Source organism: Arthrobacter sp. UNC362MFTsu5.1 (genome assembly GCF_000685965.1).
GTDB lineage: Bacteria > Actinomycetota > Actinomycetes > Actinomycetales > Micrococcaceae > Arthrobacter.
The window spans coordinates 74868-97544 of sequence record NZ_JMLE01000003.1 but is presented as its reverse complement, the minus strand read 5'-3'; the positions used below and the strand labels follow the sequence as shown (position 1 = coordinate 97544).

The 22677-nt window shown below is 66.1% G+C and carries 13 protein-coding genes; 9 read left to right on the top strand and 4 right to left on the bottom strand.

Going from position 1 to position 22677, the window contains the following annotated elements:
• Positions 1-81: 81 nt before the first annotated feature.
• The 6 genes from BS38_RS0104715 to BS38_RS0104690 all read left to right on the top strand — a co-directional run bounded on the left by BS38_RS0104715 (position 82) and on the right by BS38_RS0104690 (position 9559).
• A complete protein-coding gene (locus BS38_RS0104715) occupies positions 82-1620 on the top strand; it encodes an aldehyde dehydrogenase family protein (protein ID WP_043437672.1) in 1539 nt (512 codons plus the stop codon).
• On the top strand, positions 1621-3288 hold the full coding sequence (locus tag BS38_RS0104710; protein WP_028269744.1) for a GMC family oxidoreductase: 1668 nt from the start codon (positions 1621-1623) through the stop codon (positions 3286-3288).
• A gap of 126 nt (positions 3289-3414) precedes the next feature.
• Complete coding sequence (locus tag BS38_RS24395) at positions 3415-5043, top strand: APC family permease (RefSeq protein WP_231511077.1); 1629 nt, start codon at positions 3415-3417, stop codon at positions 5041-5043.
• A gap of 144 nt (positions 5044-5187) precedes the next feature.
• On the top strand, positions 5188-5742 hold the full coding sequence (locus tag BS38_RS0104700; RefSeq protein WP_051628727.1) for a hypothetical protein: 555 nt from the start codon (positions 5188-5190) through the stop codon (positions 5740-5742).
• The gene (locus BS38_RS0104695) at positions 5739-8648 is read left to right on the top strand and encodes an ATP-binding cassette domain-containing protein (protein ID WP_028269742.1); all 2910 of its coding nucleotides are present in this window, start codon (positions 5739-5741) and stop codon (positions 8646-8648) included. The genes BS38_RS0104700 and BS38_RS0104695 overlap by 4 nt, the downstream gene beginning before the upstream one ends.
• Before the next feature lie 14 nt (positions 8649-8662).
• Entirely contained in the window at positions 8663-9559 is an 897-nt protein-coding gene (locus BS38_RS0104690) for an IclR family transcriptional regulator (protein WP_231511076.1), read from the top strand.
• A 15-nt stretch (positions 9560-9574) separates the two neighbouring features.
• Here BS38_RS0104690 and BS38_RS0104685 read toward each other — a convergent pair whose 3' ends face one another.
• Together BS38_RS0104685 and BS38_RS0104680 are read right to left on the bottom strand one after the other, a co-directional pair.
• Positions 9575-10387 (bottom strand): IclR family transcriptional regulator, encoded by an 813-nt coding sequence (locus tag BS38_RS0104685; RefSeq protein WP_028269740.1) that lies wholly within the window; start codon positions 10385-10387, stop codon positions 9575-9577.
• Positions 10388-10594: 207 nt separating this feature from the next.
• On the bottom strand, positions 10595-11368 hold the full coding sequence (locus BS38_RS0104680) for an N-carbamoylsarcosine amidohydrolase (protein ID WP_028269739.1): 774 nt from the start codon (positions 11366-11368) through the stop codon (positions 10595-10597).
• A 457-nt stretch (positions 11369-11825) separates the two neighbouring features.
• On the opposite strand from BS38_RS0104680, the gene BS38_RS0104675 reads away from it, so the two are divergent.
• Positions 11826-15692: a hydantoinase B/oxoprolinase family protein gene (locus tag BS38_RS0104675; protein WP_028269738.1), complete on the top strand. Its 3867-nt coding sequence runs from the start codon at positions 11826-11828 to the stop codon at positions 15690-15692.
• Positions 15693-15808: 116 nt separating this feature from the next.
• Positions 15809-17173 carry an MFS transporter gene (locus BS38_RS0104670; protein WP_028269737.1) on the top strand — a complete coding sequence of 455 codons (1365 nt, stop codon included), beginning with the start codon at positions 15809-15811 and terminating at the stop codon, positions 17171-17173.
• A 190-nt stretch (positions 17174-17363) separates the two neighbouring features.
• Here the strand turns inward: BS38_RS0104670 and BS38_RS27025 are convergent, their stop codons facing one another.
• Together BS38_RS27025 and metH are read right to left on the bottom strand one after the other, a co-directional pair.
• Positions 17364-17516: an LPXTG cell wall anchor domain-containing protein gene (locus tag BS38_RS27025; protein ID WP_028269736.1), complete on the bottom strand. Its 153-nt coding sequence runs from the start codon at positions 17514-17516 to the stop codon at positions 17364-17366.
• Between the two features lie 43 nt (positions 17517-17559).
• Complete coding sequence (gene metH, locus BS38_RS0104660; protein ID WP_028269735.1) at positions 17560-21210, bottom strand: methionine synthase; 3651 nt, start codon at positions 21208-21210, stop codon at positions 17560-17562.
• 588 nt (positions 21211-21798) lie between these two features.
• Between metH and BS38_RS27935 the strand changes: the two genes are divergently transcribed.
• A complete protein-coding gene (locus BS38_RS27935; RefSeq protein ID WP_442853333.1) occupies positions 21799-22659 on the top strand; it encodes a HipA family kinase in 861 nt (286 codons plus the stop codon).
• Positions 22660-22677: the final 18 nt, after the last annotated feature.

The following is a 22677-nucleotide window of genomic DNA, read 5'->3' as shown; positions in this document are numbered from 1 at the left end:
AGCGCAACCGCCCTACGTAGCATTGAACGAGTGTTCAAAAAAGTATTGAACACTCGTTCAATCTGCATTACTGTCCTTCCTATGACTTACGCCACACCAGCCCATGACGTCATTCGAACCGCAACAACCGAGACAGCATCCACCCTGTTCATCAACGGTGCCTGGGAGCCGGCCGCCTCCGGCGCCGTGCGTGCAATCCGCAACCCCGCCGACGGCGAATTGGTGGCCACCGTGTCCGAGGCCGGCCGGGAGGACGCGGAACGCGCCATCGCCGCAGCCCGTGCAGCCTTCGACTCCGGAATCTGGTCGAACGTCCCGGCACCCGAGCGCGGCACCTTCCTGCTTAAGGTCGCAGCGGGACTGCGCGAACGCCGGGAAAAGTTCGCCCGCGCCGAGTCGCTGGACACCGGCAAGCGCATGGTCGAGAGCCGCATCGACATGGACGACATTGCCGCCTGCTTCGAGTACTTCGGCAGGCTCGCCGGGCAGCAGGCGGGCCGCATCGTCGACGCCGGGAACACGGCCGTCGTCAGCAAAATCGTCTACGAACCCGTGGGGGTCTGCGGCCTGATCACCCCGTGGAACTACCCCCTGCTCCAGGCGGCATGGAAGATCGCGCCCGCACTCGCCGCGGGCTGCACGTTCGTCCTCAAGCCCTCCGAGCTGACCCCGTCCACCGCTATCCTGGCCATGCAGCTGCTGCAGGACCTCGGCCTGCCGGACGGCGTCGCCAACCTCGTGACCGGCGCCGGCGCGGAGGCGGGCGCCCCGCTCTCGGAACACCCCGCCGTCGACCTCGTCTCCTTCACGGGCGGCCTGGAAACCGGTAAGCGGATCGCGGCGGCCGCCGCCGGCACCGTCAAGAAGGTGGCACTGGAGCTTGGCGGGAAGAACCCCAACGTGGTGTTCGCGGACGCGGACTTCGACGCCGCCGTGGACAACGCCCTGAACGGCGCCTTCGTCCACTCCGGGCAGGTCTGCTCCGCCGGGGCCCGGCTCGTGGTGGAGGAATCGATCGCCGAACGCTTCGTGGACGAGCTGGTCCGCCGCGCCCGGGAGATCCGGATCGGCGGGCCGTTCGATGACGCCGCCGAAACCGGCCCGCTGATTTCCGCGGCCCACCGCGACAAGGTCCACGCCTACGTCCAGCGCGGCATTCAGGAGGGTGCGCGGCTGCGGACCGGCGGTGCGGCGCCGGAAGGAGAAAAGTACGACGGCGGGTTCTACTACCAGCCCACCGTCCTGGACCGTGTCCGGCGGGGGATGTCCGTGGTCACCGATGAGGCGTTCGGCCCGGTGGTCACCGTGGAAACGTTCCGCACCGAGGACGAAGCGGTTGCCACCGCCAACGACACCATTTACGGCCTGGCCGGCGCGGTCTGGACCCAGGATGCCGGCAAGGCGCAGCGGGTGGCATCCCGGCTGCGGCACGGCACCATCTGGATCAACGATTACCACCCCTACCTCCCCCAGGCCGAGTGGGGCGGCTTCGGCCAGTCCGGCGTCGGCCGCGAGCTGGGTCCCACGGGCCTGGCCGAATACCAGGAAGCCAAGCACATCTACCAGAACACCAGCCCGCAGGTCACCGGCTGGTTTGCTGACCACGGCAAGGAGAACTAGATGCACTACGACAACATTGAGGACCTCACCGAGCGCGGGTTCGACTACGTCGTCATCGGCGGCGGATCCGCCGGTGCCGCAGTCGCCGCCCGGCTGAGCGAGGATCCGGACGTGACCGTGGCCCTCGTGGAGGCCGGCCCGGATGACCGCAACCTGCCCGAAATCCTGCAGCTGGACCGCTGGATGGAGCTGCTCGAATCCGGCTACGACTGGGACTACCCGGTGGAGCCGCAGGAAAACGGCAACTCCTTCATGCGCCACGCCCGTGCCAAGGTGATGGGCGGCTGCTCGAGCCACAACTCGTGCATCGCCTTCTGGGCACCCCGCGAGGACCTGGACGAGTGGGAGTCCAAGTATGGAGCCGCCGGCTGGAACGCCGACGCCGCCTGGCCCCTCTACCAGCGGCTGGAAACCAATGAGGACGCCGGCCCGGACGCACCCCACCATGGGGACTCGGGCCCGGTGCACCTGATGAACGTTCCCCCGGTGGATCCTGCCGGCGTCGCACTCCTGGACGCCTGTGAACAGACGGGTATTCCCCGGGCGAAGTTCAACTCCGGCACCACCGTGGTCAACGGCGCCAACTTCTTCCAGATCAACCGCCGCGCGGACGGCACCCGGGCCTCCAGCTCGGTCTCCTACATCCACCCCATCATCGACCGCCCCAACTTCACCCTGCTCACAGGCCTCCGCGCCCGCCAGCTGGTGTTCGGCGCGGACAAGCGCTGCACCGGCGTGGACGTGGTGGACTCCGCGTTCGGCCGGACCCACCGGCTCTCCGCGCACCGCGAGGTCATCCTGTCCACCGGCGCCATCGACTCCCCCAAGCTGCTGATGCTCTCCGGCATCGGCCCGGCAGCGCACCTGGCCCAGCACGGCATCGAGGTGCTGGCGGACTCCCCCGGCGTGGGCGAAAACCTCCAGGACCATCCCGAAGGCGTGGTCCAGTTCGAGGCCAGGCAGCCCATGGTGCAGACCTCCACCCAGTGGTGGGAGATCGGCATCTTCACTCCAACCGAGGACGGACTGGACCGCCCGGACCTGATGATGCACTACGGTTCCGTTCCGTTCGACATGAACACCCTGCGGCACGGCTACCCCACCACGGAGAACGGCTTCAGCCTCACCCCGAACGTCACGCACGCCCGGTCCCGCGGCACCGTCCGGCTGCGCAGCCGCGATTTCCGCGACAAGCCCATGGTGGACCCGCGCTACTTCACGGATCCCGAAGGCCACGACATGCGCGTTATGGTGGCCGGCATCCGCAAGGCCCGCGAAATCGCGGCCCAGCCGGCCATGGCCGAATGGACCGGCCGCGAGCTATCGCCCGGCGTCGAGGCGCAGACGGACGAGGAACTGCGGGAGTACATCCGCAAGACCCACAACACCGTGTACCACCCGGTGGGCACCGTCCGGATGGGCCCGGCCGACGACGATCTGTCACCGCTGGATCCCGAGCTGCGGGTCAAGGGCGTCACCGGCCTGCGCGTCGCGGATGCGTCCGTGATGCCGGAACACGTCACCGTCAACCCCAACATCACCGTCATGATGATCGGCGAGCGCTGCGCGGATTTGATCCGGGCGGACCTCATCCGCGCCGGCCACACCGATGGCGCTGAAAGGCCCGCTGAAGAGAAAGAGGTGGAGCTCAGCCCGTCCTTCGCCTGAGAGGCAAGTTCCGGAGGCTAGTTGATTTCACCCGCGTCCAATGGCGGCCGCGGGGTGCATCGTGCGTACTTTTCTGACTTAGGAGTTCACATTTTGGAACCCAGCAAGAGTATTGATTCAAGCGGCATGGATGAATTTGGCTACACCCAGACCCTGGACCGGAGCATCGGCAAGTTTGCCAGCTTCGCCGCAGGCGTCAGCTACATCTCCATCCTGACCGGCGTCTTCCAACTGTTCTACTTTGGTTTTTCCATGGCCGGCCCGGCGTACGCCTGGTCCTGGCCCATCGTCTTCGTCGGCCAGCTGATGGTGGCGCTCTGTTTCGCCGAGCTGGCCGGCCGCTACCCCGTGGCGGGATCGGTCTACAACTGGGCCAAGCGGCTCTCGTCGGGGACCTCGTCCTGGCTGGCGGGCTGGCTGCTGCTGCTCTCCTCCATCGTGGCGCTGGGCTCCGTGGCGCTGGCCCTGCAGCTCACCCTGCCGCAGCTCTGGTCCGGTTTCCAGTTCGTCGGTGACGGCACCGGACCCTACGACTTCGCCATGAACGGCGTGGTGCTGGCCACCATCATGATCACCATCTCCACCCTCATCAACGCCTTCGGTGTGAAGCTGATGACCAGGATCAACAGCATCGGCGTCTTCGTGGAGCTGACCGCGGCCGTGCTGCTGATCCTCGCGCTGGGCTGGCACGTAGTGCGGGGGCCTGAGGTCTTCTTCGACACCGCCGGCTTCGGCGAAGGGCACGACCTTGGCTTCTTCGGCGTCTTCCTCATCGGCGCCATGGCGTCCGGCTACGTCATGTACGGCTTCGACACCGCCAGCTCCCTCGGCGAGGAAACGAAGGACCCCAAGCGCACGGCACCCAAAGCCATCCTGCGGGCCATTACGGCCTCGTTCCTGCTGGGCGGCCTGATCCTGCTGTTTGGCATCCTGGCCGCACCGGACCTGGCCGATCCCAAGGTGGGAGCTGCCGACGGCGGCCTGCAGTACATTGTGCTCTCCGTCCTGGGCGGACCGTTCGGCAAGGCCTTCCTGGCCTGCATCGTGGTGGCCGTGGTGGTCTGCACCCTGGCTGTCCATGCCGCCGCCATCCGCATGATGTTCGCGATGGCCCGGGACAACAACCTGCCGTTCAGCCGGCAGCTCAGCAAGGTGGATCCGGTCCGCAGGACCCCCAAGATCGCGGCGATCGTGATCGGTGTTATGGCCGTCATTCCGCTGCTGGTCAACGTGATGCAGCCGGCCATCTTCACCATCATGTCCAGCATCAGCATCGTCCTGATCTACCTGTCCTACCTCCTGGTGACTGTTCCGTTGCTGCGCAACCGGCTCCTGAAGAAGTGGCCGCTCGCCGCAGACGGCACCGAGCCCGGATTCAGCCTTGGCAAATGGGGCCTGCCGGTGAACATCCTGGCGGTCTTCTGGGGCGGTGCCATGACACTGAATCTGGTCTGGCCCCGGCCGGAGATCTACAACTCGGTGCCGCCGTTCGAGTGGTACCTGCAGTGGGGCGGCGTGATCTTCGTGGCCGCCGTGATCATTGGCGGGACCCTGCTCTACCGCCTGAAGATCCGTCACCAGACCGGGGTGCTGGCCGAGCACGCCGCGGCGGTCGCCGCACATCCGTCGTCGGCTGGTGCCCCTCATTACGGCACAGCTCAGTCCGGCGCAGCGCAGGACGAAGCGGCGCAGCACGAGGCGGCGCAGCGCAAAGCCCCGGAGGATGCGCTGGTAACCGCGTCGGAAGCTTCGTAACGCCCCCGGAAGGGTCGACGACGGCACTCACCTGAGCGCCGTCGTCGGCCCTTTTGCGTTGGTGACTCCCGCGCAGGTGAGTGACTTAACGTCACACAACGCGACGGCCTCCGGATCCGGACAAGCACGTCCTACCCTTGACAGGTGACTTTGACTAAGATCCGCACCGCCGCCGCGAGCTCCCTCGCCGCCGCCGGTCTCCTGTTTGCCCTTGCCGCCTGTTCCGCGCCGGCCGCCACCCAGCCCACCACCTCTGCCCCTGCCTCCACGGCAGCGGCTTCATCCAGCGCCGCCGCCGGGCCCTGCACCGGCGTAAAGGTCATCGTCGATTCCGGCTCCCTGAAGCAGGCTGCCGCTGACACGTCCGTTTGCGTGCCTGTGGACGGACCCACTCTGGCATCGGCCGTGCTGAGCCAAGCTGACGTGAAGATCGAGGGCACCGCTAAGTACCCCACGAGCTTCGCGTGCCGCGTCAACGGTGTGCCCGCTGCGGACTTCGACATCAAGCACAAGGGTGGCACTGCCCGCGAAGCGTGCGATGACAAAAACACTGTCTCTTATTGGGCCCTCTGGGTGAAGCCCGCCGCCGGCAAATGGGGCTACGCGCAAGAAGGCCTGGACAGCCTGAAGCTCAACCCCGGCGAGAGCCTTGAACTGCTCTACACGGTGGACAACGAACCGGCAGCTCCCAACGCATGACCTTTCGACCCGCGCCGCTACGCGCAGCGGCGGCTCTCGCCGTCGTCTTCGTCGCGGCGCGGGTCATCTACCGCATCCTTTTCAACGGGGCGGGCCTTGGCGAACCTGTCCTGCTCGATCTGCCCGCGGTCCGGCTGCCTGCCCCGTACGCGCATGTGGTCCTGCTCGGCCCGGTCACGGGACAAGGGCTGTGGGAGGCGGTGCTGTCCGCCCTGCCGATTGCCGGGATGTTCCTCGCTTTCGGCCTGCTCAACGCCTGGGTGGATGTGTCCCGCGGCTTTGTGCACCTGGCCCGCGGCGGCCCCATGCAGGGCCTGGCCCGGACCCTTGTGGTGGCCTGGGCGGCGCTTCCGGCACTTTCGGAGGCCGTGACCTCCGTCCGCCTGGCCTTCCGGTTGCGGGGCGAACGCTTCGGGCCCCGGGCCCTGGTGCCCGTGCTGGAGCGCACCCTCGAGCATGCCAGCCGGGTGGCCGCAGCCCTGGAGCTGCGCGGTTTCGGGAGCCGGGCACCCCATTCATCCATCGGCGGGACCGACGCACCGCTTCTGGTCCGGGACGCACTGTTCCGCATTGGTGACGCGCAGGTGCGCATCGCCGGGTTCACGCCGTCGAGCGGGTCCGTCACGGTGATCACCGGGCCGACGGGCTCCGGCAAATCCACCATCCTGAGGGGCGTCGCCGGCCTCCTCTCGCACGTTGACGGCGGAGATATCTCCGGCACCGTGCGCGTCGCCGGCACGGACCGTGCCACCACACCCCCGCGCGATACCGCGCGCCTCATCGGCGTCGTCCTGCAGAATCCCCGCGCCGCCTTCGCCACCACCCGGGTCCGGGATGAAATCGGCCTCGCACTGGAGCTGCGCGGCATGGCATCCGGAACCGCCAAGGCCCGGGTGCTGGAAGTTGCTGAGGTCATCGGAGTGTCGGCGCTGCTGGACCGGAACGTCAGCACCCTGTCCGCGGGTGAGGCAACGCTGGTAGCCATCGCCGCGGCAGTGGTGGAGCATCCGGCCCTGCTCCTGGTCGATGAGCCGCTGGCCGACCTTGACACCGCGGCGCGCGGACACGTGATCGCCGTGCTCAACGACCTCGCCCGCCAAGACGGTGTCTGCGTCATCGCGGCGGAGCACCGGGCGGAACAGTTCGTCCCGGTTGCCGACTCGTGGTGGACCATCGACGACGGCGCCCTGGTGCCGGGTGCCGTGCCCTCCGCGCCTCTGCCTCGTGTTCACGGCCCAGCCCCGGCCTCCTACGATGAGCACGCGCCGGTGCTGACGGCGGCAAATCTTGCGGTGCACCGGAAGGGCAAGACGCTGGTGCGCGACGCGTCGCTGACCCTGCACCGCGGTGAAGTGGTGGCCCTGGTGGGGCCGAACGGGGCCGGGAAGTCGTCCGTCCTCGTGGCGCTCGCTCTCGGTGAAGGGACAGCCGGTCGCGGAGAGGACCGTCCAGGGACGGTCGACGGCGGCATTGTCGACGGCGGCCGCGTCGCCCTCGTCCCGGACGCCTCGGACGACCTCTTCACCAGGGATACGGTGGCGGGAGAGCTCCGCGCCGCCGAGCGGCGCCAGGCGCGGGCTGCGCGTCAGGCCCGCACCGCACGCAGCCCAAGCAATGCCCAACTTCCCCCGATGCCTGCGGCGTCACGCCTGGCCCGTTTGCGGGGAGATGTCCGGATCCCCATTGGAGATGAGCACCCCCGGGACCTCTCCGCGGGAGAGCGCCGGATCCTTGCCATCGCGCTGCAGACCATGGACGACCCCCAGGTCCTCCTGATCGATGAGCCCACCCGCGGGCTGGATCCCGCGGCCCGCACGGCAGTTTCGGCAGCGTTGCGGGCGGCGGCGGACTCCGGTGCTGCGGTCCTGATCGCCACGCACGACCTCGATTTTGCCCATGGCCTCGGGGCCCGGATCCTGCCGATGCGTGACGGCGTCGCGCCCTCTTCCGTGCCGGAAGCCGCACCGGCCGCTGCATCTGAACCGCCCCTGCCGTTTTCCCGGCCAGCGGGTGCCGGACCGCGGCAACGGGTCATCGAACCAACGGACACCCAGGGGGCGGCAAAACAGCGCCACATCCGGATGCCGCGGGGCGTCGAACTGGCAGTGCTCACGGCCGCAAACCTTCTGGCCCTCGCAGCATTCTGCTGGCCGCTGCTCGCCGCGGCACTGCCCGAGGATGCCGCCGCGGCCCTCCCCTACGCGGCGCTGGCCATCGCACCGATTGCCGCCGTCGCCGTCGTTGTGTCCATGGACGGCTCGGTGCGCTCCGCTCATACGGTCGCGTTGCTCGGCGTCCTGGCCGCCGTCGGTTCGGCGGTGCGGGTGGCGAGCACCGGCGTCGGGGGCGTGGAAGCAGTCTTTATCCTGCTGATCCTGGCCGGCCGGGCCTTCGGTGCGCGTTTCGGCATGCTTCTCGGTGCCGCCACTATCGCCCTCTCCAGCGCCTTGTGGGGTGGGATCGGGCCGTGGACGCCGTTCCAGATTTTCGCCTGTGCGTGGGTGGGTGCCGGGGCCGGCCTGCTCCCCCGCCGGGTGCGGGGCAAGGCCGAGCTGTGGATGCTGTGCGGCTACGGGGTTGTGGCGTCCTACCTGTTCGGCCTGCTGACCAACCTGTGGTTCTGGCCCTTCGCCGTGGGCGCCGGCACCGGCATCTCCTACATACCGGGCGCCCCGCTGGGCACCAACCTCAGCAGCTTCCTGCTCTACTCGCTGGTGACGTCGACGGCGGGCTGGGACACCCTGCGTGCCGTCACCACCATCGTCGGAATCGCTGTGGTGGGGCGGGCCATCCTCGCAGCACTGCGGCGGGTGAAGCCGGTCTCCGGCCTGGGGGGAAGTGCGGGCGGGGCCGCCGAGCAGGCCCAACCCGCTCAGGACAGGGACCAGCCCCAAATCCGGGTCTGAGGACCCCGCCGGCAGTGCCGCGCCGCATCTTCCGTTTCTGCGCGCAAGGACGGCATATGATGGCCCAAAAGGGTGGCGGGACGGTCACGTTGCACGAGAGGATGCAGATGCCGGGAAGGCCGAGGCAGGACAACAGCCAGGTCCAAGGAGCTGCGGCGTCGCTATTGAATGGTCTTGCTGTCCTGGAAGCCTTCTCGGTGCAAAATCCGGTTCTTGGTGTGACTGAGGTTGCTCACCGGGTTGGCCTCCACAAGAGCACGGTGTCACGCATTTTGAGCGGTCTGACAGAAGCTGGATATGTCCAGCGGGATGAGGAGACGGGGCGGTATCGCCTCGGGCTGGGCCTCCTTGCGTTGGCCGGCCCTTTACTGGCGGACCTGGATGTCCGCCGTGCCGCGGTTCCCTATCTGGAGAAATTAACCGAAAGCACCCAAGAGACCAGCGCAATCTCGGTCTGGAACGGTCATGAGGCCATCGTCGTGGAGCAGGTTGCCAGCCCCTTCCAGGTCAAACACACTGCCTCCATTGGAACCCGGTACAACACATTCGAAAGTTCCTCGGTGCGGGTCTTCCTGGCGGAGCTGGCACCGGCCCTCGCAACCGAGCTGATCGGATCCGGGCAGATACTACGCAAGGCAGGAGATGGTTTGCCGGAGGACCACACCACCCACCTGCAGGAAGTCGCCCGTCAGGCATACGCCGTCAACGACGGTGCAACCGCAGACGAAGAGTTTGGGGTCTCCGCTCCGGTCCGGGATTACCGAAGCAAGGTGGTTGGGTGCATCACTGCAGCCGCTCCCCGTTCCCGCGTGCACAAGCAGGCCACCAGGGACGCTCTGGTTCAAGCCGTACAGCACGCTGCCTCGGAACTATCCACCCGATTGGGCTGGTCAGCTTCACTTCCGGGCTGATTCACCCACGCAACGTCAGCGCACTGGATTTGTTTCCCCCGGGAGGCTGCCCAGCCGAGTCGAAACGCGCTCAGCGGCCTGTAGCACGGCTTCGCGCAGGCTCGACTGACTCTTCAGGTGCTGAACCCGGGACCGGGGCGCGCTGGCTGTGATGCAGCCGACGACTTCGCCCCGATAGTCCCGCACGGGGGCGGACACGCCGTATTCCTCGTAAGTGGTCTCGCCGTCGTTGACGGCGTACCCCTGGTCCCGCACGGCGGCCAGCTGTTCGTAGACCGGGTCCTCGAGACCGCGGTAGTCCTCTCGCAGCACCATCCGGCCGGCCAGCAGACGGTCGGTCTCCTCGCGCGGCAGGTCGGCGAGAAACACGCGGACTGAGGAGCTGGCGAACTTGTTGTAGCGCGTGCCGATCGCCGCGCTGTGTTTGACCTGATGGGGGGAGGCCGTCTGTTCCACAACGATCGCGTTGGTGCCGTTCCAGACGGCGATCGCGGCCGTCTCGCCGGTGGCTTCGGTGAGTTCTTCGAGGTGGGGCAGGGCGGTACGGCGGACGCCGAGTTCGGCCAGCAGCGGCCCTGCCAAGCCGATCATCCCGAGGCCCAGGCGGTATCGCCCGGTGTCTTCGTCGCGCTGCACGTAGCCGGCTTCGTCCAGGCCGGTGAGCATCCGGGAGACGGTGCTCTTGTGCAGGCCGACGAGTTCGGAGATCTCCGTGACGCCCAGGAGGGATCGCTTGGCGACGGAGAAGGCTTCGAGGACCGTCAGACCGTTGAGCAGCGATGCTGCCGCCCCTTGCGGTTTGTCAGTGGTGGTTTGTGGGTCCAGCATGAGTTCTCCCTCTCCAGGCGCTAAGTCCAGTCACCGTAGCAGCCATCGTACGGTGTGCCCATTCAACCTAATGTCGGAGGACCGGTCACACCACTCCCGGCACGCGGCAGCGAGCCCGACGACGGCCGGCACCCGTTGAGGGGTACCGGCTGTCGTCGGGTCGGCCCGGGGATGCCGGACCGCGGGGCTCCGAGAGTGCGGTGCGGCTTAGGCCGGATCCGCAGGGCACGCCACCTCGGGCTGGGGATCCGAGAGGGTCTTCGGGACCGTGTCCTCGAACTGCGGGAGGCGGTTCAGGTAATCCACCACCGAATCCGTGGACTCCACGTCACCGAACTTGTTGTCGATGTCGTAGAGGTTCCACTGCACGACGCCCGGGACGCGGTCGCCGATGGTCTCCCTGGGGATGATCGGGCGGAAGCCCTTCGCGATCGCGTCCTCGACGGTGTGGCGCACGCACCCGGCCGCGGTCGCACCGGTCACGATCAGGGTGTCGATGCGGTTGGAGGTCAGGAAGAGCTCGAGGTTCGTCCCCGGGAACGCCGAGGCGCGATTCTTCTCGATTACGACCTCGCCTTCCGCGGGAGCAATGCGGTCGTCGATCTGCGCCCAGTAGGAACCCGCCGGAAGGGTCTCCGTGGGAATCTTCGAGTACCACAGGCCCATGTCGTTCGTCCCGGAGGTGGCGTCGCGGTTGCGGTACACGTTCGTCGTGTAGAAGACCGGGACACCTTTGGCGCGCGCGGCCTCGTTGATCCGCTGGACGTTCGGGATGATCGTCTCCATGCCCGGGCAGCTGAACGGGTGGCCCGGACGGGTCCAAGCGTTCGCGAGGTCGATGTGGATGACAGCGGGGCGGTTGCCGTAGCCGATCCGACGCTTGAAGCCTCGCTCGTTGTAGATATCCGTGCCTGCTTCGAACGCCTCCTCCAGCACTGCTGCCAGGCGGGCTTCGATGTCGTTGAACGTCTCTGTTGTCATGGCTGTCTCCACTCTCTCGGGGACCGGGCTTTCCCTGTCCACATTTTGTTGCTGTGTCATCACAGTAGTTGCTGTTTGCGCAACGCACAACCCCCTTCTGAGATTTGCCGGAATTCGCTTCCAGGCCCCGCGCCCCCATGGGATCCAGGGGCCGGCGCCTTCCAAAAGCATGAACTCGGAGCAAGGCGATCTATCCAAAGGCGAGTGGGGGTCGACCTTTTACCACTCCCGGCATACGGCCCGCAAGCGGAGGGGGCCGCCTGAAAAAAAGAACCATCAACCATTGCTTGTTGCTTCCACGGGAACTACATTGCTTACTAAGCAACTTGTGACCTATGGCACATAAATTTGCGGTCTAACCCAGCGGACTCCGAACGAGGGTTGCCAATGGCCGAAAGGCCCGCCCCAGGCTTCCCTTCAACGCAGTCCTGAGCCTCACTTCCGAAAGGACCCCAGCATGAAGCGCATCGGAGTAGACGTCGGCGGCACCTTCACCGACTTGTATTTTTCAGACGACGCCCAGCGCATTGCCGTTGTGGAGAAGGTCCCGTCCACCCCGCACGATCCGTCCGAAGCCGTTATCTCCGGCATCAAGAAGCTCTGCGAGAAGGCCGGTGTCTCGCTTGCGGAGATTGACCAGCTGGTGCACGGGACCACGGTGGCGACGAACACCGCGCTGACGCATACCGGTGCGGAGGTCGGGATGATCACTACCGAGGGTTTCCGTGACATCCTGCACATCGCCCGGCACAAGAAGCCGTACAACTTTTCCCTCCAGCAGGAACTGCCGTGGCAGACCAAGCCCCTGATCAAGCGCCGTCATCGGCTCACGGTCAAGGAGCGCATCACGGCACCCAACGGCGACGTCCTGGTTCCCCTGGACGAAGATGAGGTTCGTGAGCGCGTGCGCGAGCTGAAGGCTGCCGGAGTCGAGGCCATCGCCGTTTGCCTGCTGCACTCGTACCTGAATTCCGCCCACGAGCAGCGGATCGGGGAAATCGTCGCGGAGGAGTTCCCCGAGGCTTACCTGTCCCTGTCCAGCGAGATCGTGCCCCTTTACCGGGAGTATGAGCGGTTCTCCACCACGGCGCTCAATGCCTATGTCGGGCCGCGGGTCTCGCGTTACCTGCACCGCTTGCAGGAGCAGGCCGAAGGATTGGGCTACAAGCGGGAGATCCTGCTGATGCAGTCCTCCGGCGGTATGGTTCCGATCAAGGAGGCCGCCAAGCGCCCGGTGACGCTGATGATGTCCGGACCGGTCGGCGGCCTGATCGGCGGCATGTGGGCCGGCCGCCAGTCCGGCTTCGAGAACGTTGTCACCCTGGACATCGGCGGTACGTCGGCGGACATCGGTGTGGCTTATAAGGGTGAACTGCGCATGCGTCACCTGCTGGACACCAAGATCGGCGATCACCAGGCCATGGTCCCCATGGTGGACATCGACACCATTGGTGCCGGCGGCGGTTCCATCGCCTACGTCGACGCTGGCGGTGTCTTCCGCGTGGGTCCGCAATCTGCAGGCGCCGTCCCGGGCCCGGTCTGCTACGGCCGCGGCGGGTCGGAGCCCACATCGACCGACGCCCAGGTGCTGCTGGGCCGCATGCGTCCTGACCGCGTTCTGGCAGGCTCAGGTATGGATATGGACCTTGATGGCGCCCGAAAGGCCATGGAAGGTCTGGCAGAAAAGCTCAACATGTCGGTGGACCAGGCGGCCCTCGGCGCGCTGCAGATCCAGAAGTTCGGCATGACCCAGGCGATCGAGCAGAACTCCGTGCGCCGGGGCTACGACCCGCGCGACTTCACCCTCGTCGCTGCCGGCGGTGCCGGCGCACTGTTCGCCTGCGAGATCGCCGCGGAGCTGGAGGTCCCGAAGGTGCTGATCCCCGCCCACCCCGGCATCATGGCTGCCACCGGCCTGTTGGCTACCGACGAGAAGTACGAGTTCGTCGCCACCAGCCGGTTCACGTTCGCCCACGCCAACCCCGCCGCCATCCAGGCCTCCTTCGAGCAGTTGGAACGCGAGGCCAATGCCCAGCTGGATGCCGAGGACGTGCCGGCCGAACGCCGCAAGCTTGAATGGCTCGCGGACGCGCGCTACGAGGGCCAGGGGTACGAGATCCGCTTCGCCGCCCCCGCAGGACCAGTCAACGAAGCCTGGCTGGAAAAGGCCGAGGCAGCCTTCCACGATGCCCACTTTGAGGAGTACGGTCACCGTTTCAAGAACGGCACCGTGGAGGTCATCAACATCCGTGTGGAGGCCAGCGCCGTGATGGATGACCTGCCCACGCCGGAGGCGATCAAGTCCGGTTCCCTCAAAGACGCCCTGGTGGAAACCCGTCCGGTGACCTTCGAACAGGACGGCAAGCCGGTGACCCTGGACACCAGGTTCTACGACCGCGACAGGATGGGCGTGGGAATTACCTTCACCGGTCCCGCCATCATCGAACAGTACGACTCCACCACCGTTATTCCTCCGGGATTCTCCGGAGCGGTGGACGCAGCCGGCAACCTCGTCATCGACTGCCCGGCCGCGACCCAGAGTGCCGAGAAACTGGCCACGCCGATCCTGATGCGCGTGATCGGGGGCGCTCTGAACTCGGCGGCCAAGGAAATGGCCTCGGTGCTGTTCCGAATGGCCTATTCCTCGATCATCCGCGAGTCCGAGGACCTCGGTGCAGGGCTTTTCGACAGGGACGGCAACGTGCTGGCCGAGTCCGACTCCACGCCCATGTTCATGGGCTCCATGCCCAAGATCGTCAAGGGCGTGATCTCGGTCCTGGGCGACGACATCCACGACGGTGACGTCATCCTGCACAACGATCCTTACTTGGGGGCCACGCACTCCCCTGACGTGGCGATCATCGAACCGATCTTCCACGACGGGGAACTCGTCGGCTTCGCCGGAGCCTCGGGCCAGCTGATCGATAACGGCGGCGCGTACTCCGGACTGATGGTGGACATTCAGGACATCCAGTCCGAAGGCACCATCTTCCGGGCGGTGAAGATTGCCGAGAAGGGCGTCCGCCAGGAATCGCTGATCCGGCACATTCTCAACAACACCCGGACACCCACCTCCAACGAGGGCGACTTCCAGGCGATGATCGCCGCCTGCGAGCTGGCCAAGTCCCGCTACATCGCCCTCATTGAGCGCTACGGCTTCGGCGCGGTCCGCGAGGCCGGCCAGAGCTGGATCGACTACTCGGAGCGAATGCTGCGCCAGGAAATCGCCAAGATCCCGGACGGCGTCTACGAGACCGAGGTCGGCTACCTGGACGACGACGGCCGCAACTATGGCAAGAAGCTGCCGATCGTCGTGAAGGTGATCGTCGAGGGTGACGAGATTACCTACGACCTCACCGGCTCTTCCGAACAGGTGCCGACCGCCTACAACTGCGCCTTCGAGGGCACCACAGTCTCGGCATTCACGTTCATCACCCGCATGATGTTCCTGGATGAGGTCGCCTTCCCGGTGTTCGTGCCCCAGAACGAGGGCATGCTCAAGCCCCTGAAGGTGATCGCCCCGGAAGGCACCATCTTCAACCCGACGTACCCGGCCGCAACCTTCTCCCGGTTCTCCCAAGTACAACGTGCCGTCGATTTGGCTTTGCGGGCCCTGGCCCCTGTCATCCCCGACCGCGTCACCGCCGGCAACTCCGCCCACATCCACTTCATCTCCTACTCCGGATGGGACGAGAAACAGGGCGAGTACTGGGTCTACCTCGAGGTCAACGAGGGCTCGTACGGCGCCCGCGCAACCAGCGACGGGCCGGACTCCGTGGACAACCTCATCGCCAACACCCGCAACAACCCGATCGAGGAGCTCGAGTGGCGGTTCCCGATGCGCACCGACCGCTACGAACTGCGCTCCGAGCCGGCGGCGGCCGGCGAGTTCCGCGGCGGCATCGGCATCGTCCGGGAGAACACCTTCCTGACGGACACCGCGATCACCTGCGAGGGTGAACGCCACGAGTCGGACGTACCGTGGGGCGCGTTCGGCGGCCACGAGGGCCTCAACGGCTCGCTCGTGAAAAACCCCGGCCGGGAGGGCGAGGAGTCCTGGCCGTCCAAAGTCACCGGTCGTCAGCTGCTGGCCGGCGACTCCCTCCAGATCACCGTGCCCAGCGGTGGCGGCTTCGGTGACCCCCAGCGGCGGGACCCCCTGAAGGTCCTCGAAGACGTCCTGGACGGCTTCACAACCGCCGAGGCAGCCGCCCGTGACTACGGCGTGGTCCTCAAGGAGGTCAACGGCCAGCTCACTGTCGATCTGAAGTCCACCGCCGAACGCCGCGAGGTATTCGTCTCCGAGCTCAGTTCCGCAATCTGATCCAAAGCAGCAGCAAGGGGGGCGGCCTGGAGCCAGCTAGCGACGCTGGCTCCAGGCCGCCCCTTCGTTCCCTACTCATCACACCGCCCACCTATCCCCGTGAATTAGGAACCGCTATGACCACTGCCCCAACCCTTCAATTTGTCGAGTCTGATGTCACGCCCAAGGACGTCCGGCTGGCCACTTGGATTTGCTTCTTCGCCTGGACCTTCGCCGTCTACGACTTTGTCCTGTTCGGCAACCTCCTGCCGATGTTGGCCGCAGACCTCGGCTGGAGCGCGGCCCAGTCCACGGGGATCAATACCTGGGTGACGGCAGGGACCGCGCTCGTGGCCTTCGGGATAGGCCCGATCGTCGACCGGATCGGCCGGCGCAAGGGCATCCTGATCGCCGTCGTCGGTGCCGCCGTCGCCTCCCTGCTGACCGCCACGGTCGGCTGGGTTGTGGGCCTCGCTGCCGGCATTGGACTCGTCTTCCTGGTCCTCGTGCGTTCACTGGCCGGCCTCGGCTACGCCGAACAGTCCATCAACGCGGCATACCTCAACGAGATGTTCGCCCACAACAGCGATCCCGCCAAGGCACGCCGCCGCGGTCTCATCTTCTCACTCGTCCAGTCCGGCTGGCCGGTCGGCTCCGTCCTGGCCGCCGGGTCCGTCTACCTGCTGTTCCCCGTTGGCGGGTGGGCGCTCTGCTTCGCCGTGGCCGCCCTGCCCGCCGTCTTCATCGTCTTCGCCGGACGCTGGCTCAAAGAAAGCCCCCAGTTTGCCCACCGTCACCAGATCGACAAGATGATCAAGGACGGCCGGACGGAAGAGGCCCAGCAGCTCGGGGAGAAATACGGGATTGATGTCTCGGAGAAGGCCAGCCCGCTGGTCTCGGTCTTCCGCGGAGAATCGCTGCGGTCCACGCTGACGATCGGCGGTGCCTTCCTCCTGAACTGGCTGGGCGTGCTTGCATTCGCGATCCTCGGCACGTCGCTGCTCACGGCACCGGACGGCAAGAACCTCGAGTTCGATAACGCGCTGCTGATTCTCATTATCTCCAATGCCACCGCCTTCGCCGGCTACCTGTTCCACGGCTGGCTCGGTGACCGGATCGGGCGCCGCAACGCGATCGGGATCGGCTGGATCCTGTGCGCCGTCTCCTTCTTCACCATGCTCCAGGCCCCGAACGGGAACTTCCCGCTCATCATCGGGCTGTACAGCGCCGGGCTGTTCTTCCTCATCGGGCCCTTCTCCGCCCTGCTGTTCTTCACCGGCGAAAGCTTCCCCGTCCACACCCGGGCAACGGGCAGTTCCATCATCAACGCCTCCGGCCAGGTCGGGGCGATCATCGGCGGCCTGCTCATTACCGCCGCCCTCGCTTCCGGAGCCGGCTGGATCAACGCCACCCTCTGGTGGGGCGTCCTCCCCATCCTGGCGTCCGGCTTGCTGATCTTCGCCGCCCGGAACGTCGATCCCAGCACGGTCCGCGCGGACTGACAGGTCCCCGACACCCCGCACCACAGACACCATCCGCCCGGCGATAACTCCTGTCCCAACAGGGTTTCCGCCGGGCGGATGACGTCCATGCGTTCCGGTCGCAGCAGTTCGGTGACCTTGCGGCGGTCCTACGACAACGGCGGGCAGGCCACCAAGGACCTACCCGCCGTCGTATCTGATCTGGAAGAGATCAGGCGTTAGTCTTCCGCTTGAACCAGCCCCACACGGCCGTGGCCACGAACAGGATCAGGCCGATGAATGCCAGCCACAGCAGGCCCTTCACCACGAAGCCGAGGATCGACAGGACAAGCCAGATGATAAGCAGTGTGATGATAATTCCCATAGGGGAAGCTTAGGCCTTTGTTCCTGCTGAAACCGGCTCCAACTCACACCTTGAAGTACTTCGCCTCCGGGTGGTGGAACACGAACGCGTCGGTGGACTGCTCGGGGTGCAGCATCAGCTCATCGCTGAGCACCACGCCCATCCGTTCGGGTTTCAGGAGCTCGGTGACCTTGCGGCGGTCCTCCATATCCGGGCACGCGGGGTAGCCGAGCGAGAACCGGGCACCGCGGTAGTCGAGCTTGAACAGGCCGGCCTTGTCCTTCGGCTCCTCGGAAGCGAAGCCCAGCTCGGAGCGGATGCGCGCATGCCAGAACTCCGCGAGCGCCTCGGTGAGCTGCATGACCAGGCCGTTGAGCTCGTAGTAGTCGCGGTAGTGGTTTCCCTTGAACAGCTCGCCGGTCACCTCGTCGATCTTCGAGCCGGCGGTGACCAGCTGCACCGGCAGGACATCCACCTGCCCGGATTCGCGCGAGCGCACAAAGTCGGCCAGGCACAGGTGCCGGTCGCGGCGCTGGCGCGGGAAGTCGAAACGCAGCCGCTCGGTGCCGATCGGGCCGCCTGAGCCGCCGTCGGGGGCGAGCAGGCCCGCGGTGCCGAGAACGCCGTCGGAATCCGTACCGTGGTGGAGCACCACCACCTGTTCCCCCTCGGAGACCACCGGGAAGTAGCCGTACGCGACGGACGCGTCCAGCATTCCCTCGCCGAGGATGCGGTCCAGCCAGTACCGCAGGCGCGGCCGGCCCTCGCGCTCCACCAGTTCCTCGTAGGAGGCGCCGTCCTCGCCGCGGCCGGGCTTGAGCCCCCACTGCCCCATGAAGGTGGCGCGTTCGTCGAGAAAGGTGGAGTAGTCGTGGAGCGAGACGCCGCGCACAATGCGGGTGCCCCAGAACGGCGGCGACGGCACGTGGTTGTCGGACACGACGTCGGACCGGCCGGGCATCGCTTCCGGCTCAGTCACCGTGAACTTCGGCCCGCCCTTATGGATACGCTTCTTCAGCGGCGGGAGGCCGACGGCGTCGGGGTCGGCGCCGCGGGCCACCTGCACCAGCGGTTCCATAAGGGACAGGCCCTCAAACGCGTCCTTGGCGTACCGGACGGTTCCTTCAAACTGCTCCGCCAGGTCCTGCTCCACATAGGCGCGGGTCAGGGCTGCGCCGCCGAGGATGATGGGCCACTTCTTCGCAAGGCCACGGGACTGGAGTTCGGCGAGGTTCTCCTTCATCACCACGGTGGATTTCACCAGCAGGCCGGACATGCCGATCACGTCGGCGTTGTGTTCCTCGGCTGCCGCCATGATCTCGGCGATCCCCTGCTTGATGCCGATGTTGACCACTTTGTAGCCGTTGTTGGTGAGGATGATGTCCACCAGGTTCTTGCCGATGTCGTGCACGTCGCCGCGGACGGTGGCGATCACCATGGTGCCCTTGCCGGACGAATCCGACTTTTCCATGTGCGGCTCGAGCAGGGCCACCGCGTTCTTCATCACCTCGGCGGACTGCAGCACGAAGGGCAGCTGCATCTCGCCGGCGCCGAAGCGCTCACCGACGACCTTCATGCCTTCGAGCAGCTGGTCGTTGATGATGCCGAGCGGGGTCATGCCCTCGCTGCGTGCGAGGTCGAGGTCCTCTTCGAGGCCCTTGCCTTCGCCGTCGATGATGCGCCGCTGCAGGCGTTCGCCGGTGGGCAGCGCCGCGAGTTCCGCGGCGCGCTGGTCCTTCAGCGCTGCAGTGTCGACGCCGGCGAACATGTCCAGCATGATGTTGAGGGGGTCGTAGGTGACGTTGCCGTCGGCGTCGTATTCGCGGCGGTCCCAGACGAGGTCCAGGGCCACCTTGCGCTGCTCCTCCGGCAGGGAAGCGAGCGGCACGATCTTGGCGGCGTCGATGATGCCGCTGGTCAGGCCCGCCTGCACGGCCTCGTGCAGGAACACCGAGTTCAGGGCCATGCGCGCTGCCGGGTTCAGGCCGAAGGAGACGTTGGAGACGCCGAGGGTGGTGTTGATGCCGGGGTACTTGGCGGTGATCTGGCGGATGGCCTCGATGGTTTCGATGCCGTCCCGGCGGGTTTCTTCCTGGCCGGTGGCGATGGGGAAGGTCAGGGCGTCGACGATGATGTCCTCGACGCGCATCCCCCATTCGCCCACCAGGGCGTCGACGAGGCGCGAGGCGATGGCCACTTTGCCCTCGGTGGTGCGTGCCTGGCCCTGCTCGTCGATGGTCAGGGCGATGACGGCGGTGCCGTGTTCCTTCACGAGCGGCATGATGCGCGCGAAGCGGCTGTCCGGGCCGTCGCCGTCCTCGTAGTTGACGGAGTTGACCACCGGGCGTCCGCCGATGAGTTCGAGCCCGGCCCGGAGGACGGGCGGTTCGGTGGAGTCGATGACGAGCGGGAGGGTGGAGGCCGACGCGAAACGCGAGACGACCTCCTTGATGTCGGCCACGCCGTCGCGCCCCACGTAGTCGATGCACACATCGAGCAGGTGCGCACCGACGCGGACCTGCTCGCGGGCGATGTCCACGCAGTCGTCCCAGCGCTCGTCCAGCATCGCCTGGCGGAAGGCCTTGGAACCGTTCGCGTTGGTCCGCTCGCCGATGGCGAGGTACGCGGACTCCTGGTCGAAGTTCACGTGGTGGTAGAGGGAAGCGATGCCGGCTTCACGTTCGGTGGGAAGGCGGCTGCCGTCGGCGCCCCTCCCGCCGCTGGTGACGGCGGCACTCTCGCGCAAGGGCGCAAGGCGTTCGACGACGGCGGCCATGTGCTCCGGCGTCGTACCGCAGCAGCCGCCCACCAGGCCCAGGCCGAATTCGCGCACGAACTGCTCGTGCGCGGTGGCGAGTTCGGTGGGTGAGAGCGGGTAGTGCGCGCCGTTGGGGCCGAGGACGGGCAGGCCGGCGTTGGGCATGCAGGCGATGGCGACGGAGGACTGCTTGGAGAGGTGGCGGAGGTGCTCGCTCATCTCGTCCGGGCCGGTGGCGCAGTTCAGGCCGATGGCGTCGACGCCGAGCGGCTCGAGGGCGGTGAGCGCGGCGCCGATCTCGGAGCCCATCAGCATGGTTCCGGTGGTTTCGACGGTCACCTCAACGAAGATGGGGAGCCGGACGCCGCGGGTGACGATGGCCTGCTTGCAGCCGTTGACTGCCGCTTTGGTCTGCAGGAGGTCCTGGCTGGTTTCGATGAGGAAGGCATCCGCTCCCCCGTCGATGAGGCCCTCGGCCTGCAGGGCGAAGGTCTGCTTCAGGTAGTCGTAGCTGGTGTGGCCGAGGCTGGGGAGCTTGGTGCCCGGGCCCATCGAGCCCAGAACCCAGCGCATCCGCCCGTCGGTTTTTTCTGCCGCTTCTGCGCGGTCCCGGGCGATCTCCGCGCCCTTGCGGGCGAGTTCTTCGATCCGGTCGTCGATGCCGTAGTCGGAGAGGTTGGACCAGTTCGCGCCGAAGGTGTTGGTCTCGACGGCGTCGATGCCTGTGGCGAAGTACGCGTCGTGGATGTCCGCGAGGACATCCGGCCGGGTGTGGTTGAGGATCTCGTTGCAGCCCTCCAGGCCGAGGAAGTCGTCCTCCAGCGAGAGGTCCCTGCCCTGCAGCATGGTGCCCATCGCACCATCGGCAATAACGACCCGGTGGTTCACTGCGTCCAGGAGCGCCTGGGCGCGGGCAGGACGGGGGACGGACTCAATATCAAGCGCAAAACGAGGCATCTAAACAGACTACGGCGGGGGCCCGAACATTGCGCCGTGTTTCCGTGTACTACGAGAGGGTGGCGGGCAGTTCTGGGTAATCTCCGCCGGTGCACCGCAGCGCCGCAGCGGGAAGCAGGCACCGTCGTACTGCTGAAGCGACTTTCTCGCGTAGACAGTGCAAGATTTCCTAGGACTCGACCGGCGTGCTGGCGCCCAGGCTCTTAGCAGGCTTGCTGGAGTACACCTTGGCAGCTTGTCCAGCGCTCGAGGGTTGAGGGCTCCGTTGTTGTCACGGTGGCACTCCGCCTTTTCGTTGTTACCCGCGTGGGGACCATCTGATGGGTGAAAGTGGCAAGCTGAGCGCCCTGCTGGTTGCCGTATTGATTGTGGCCCACATGCGTGACGAACTTCAGTCATGGCGGTGTTGATGCCCGGGCTGTTGGAAGGGGAAACTCGCCAGCACACTTCCATGGTGACGACGCCGACCGGACAGATGAAGTTGGCAGCAGCGCGTGGCCGAGGTCCCCGTCTTCTGTCCCGGCCCCTCGTCGCAGTACCGGTAAACTGCACAGGGGCTTCAGGAAGCCACGGCTAGCATCAAAGCCAATGTCATCTCTGCCGGATGCACGCTCACGCAAATTTTTTCGGGGACGCTCAGATGAGAGGTATGGATCAGTGGTTCGACGTGTAAAGCCAGGCCTTCGCGTTACGGAAATATCTGCGCGTCCTGAGTTCGGAACAAAAGACATCTGGATCGGTAGCAGCAAATCCTATGTCAAGATCCAAGATAGCGACGCCCCGCGTCTCGTCGCACATGAGTTCTTGGCGGCGCGTCTCGCCAACGGAATGGGAATCCCAGTTCCTTTCGGAGAAGTGGCTCAGTTGGACGATGAACGCTTTGCTTGGGCGGTCGCTCATATAGGCAGCGATGGCGAAGCATTCGCTCCCCCTGATATGAGTGTTTTGCTACAAAGGTCGCCCCACGTTTTGGCGGGTATCAGTGTCTTTGACACGTGGATTCACAACACGGACCGAACTGACGAGAACCTTATTTGGCATGACAGCGTTGGCCTTTGGGCCATCGATCACGAACAGGCTTTTTGTGGAAGTTCGGCAGACCCAGCGAAAGTCCTCCGCGGGTCCCATGAGAGCATCACGCCTTTGCATGCCATGGAGGGCCTATCTGTGAGCTCCCTGGAAGTACTACCGTGGCTACTTTCAGTTCGTACACATGGAAAACCCCTCGCAACACGAGCCTGCGAGGAAGCCTGGTCTCGAGGACTGATCACGAGGCCGGAGGCTGAGGCCTACCAACGCTTTTTGTCAGTACGGGCTGCGACAATAGGCGCGTTGGTTACCACGAGTCTTAGGCTGACGGAGAATCCGCTGGAGTCCATACGTCGGGGGGAGGACGCTCAGCCCCCCAACCAGCCTATAGACCTGTTCACCTCTTCGGAGGAAGAATGATTCAACTAGAGGATACGG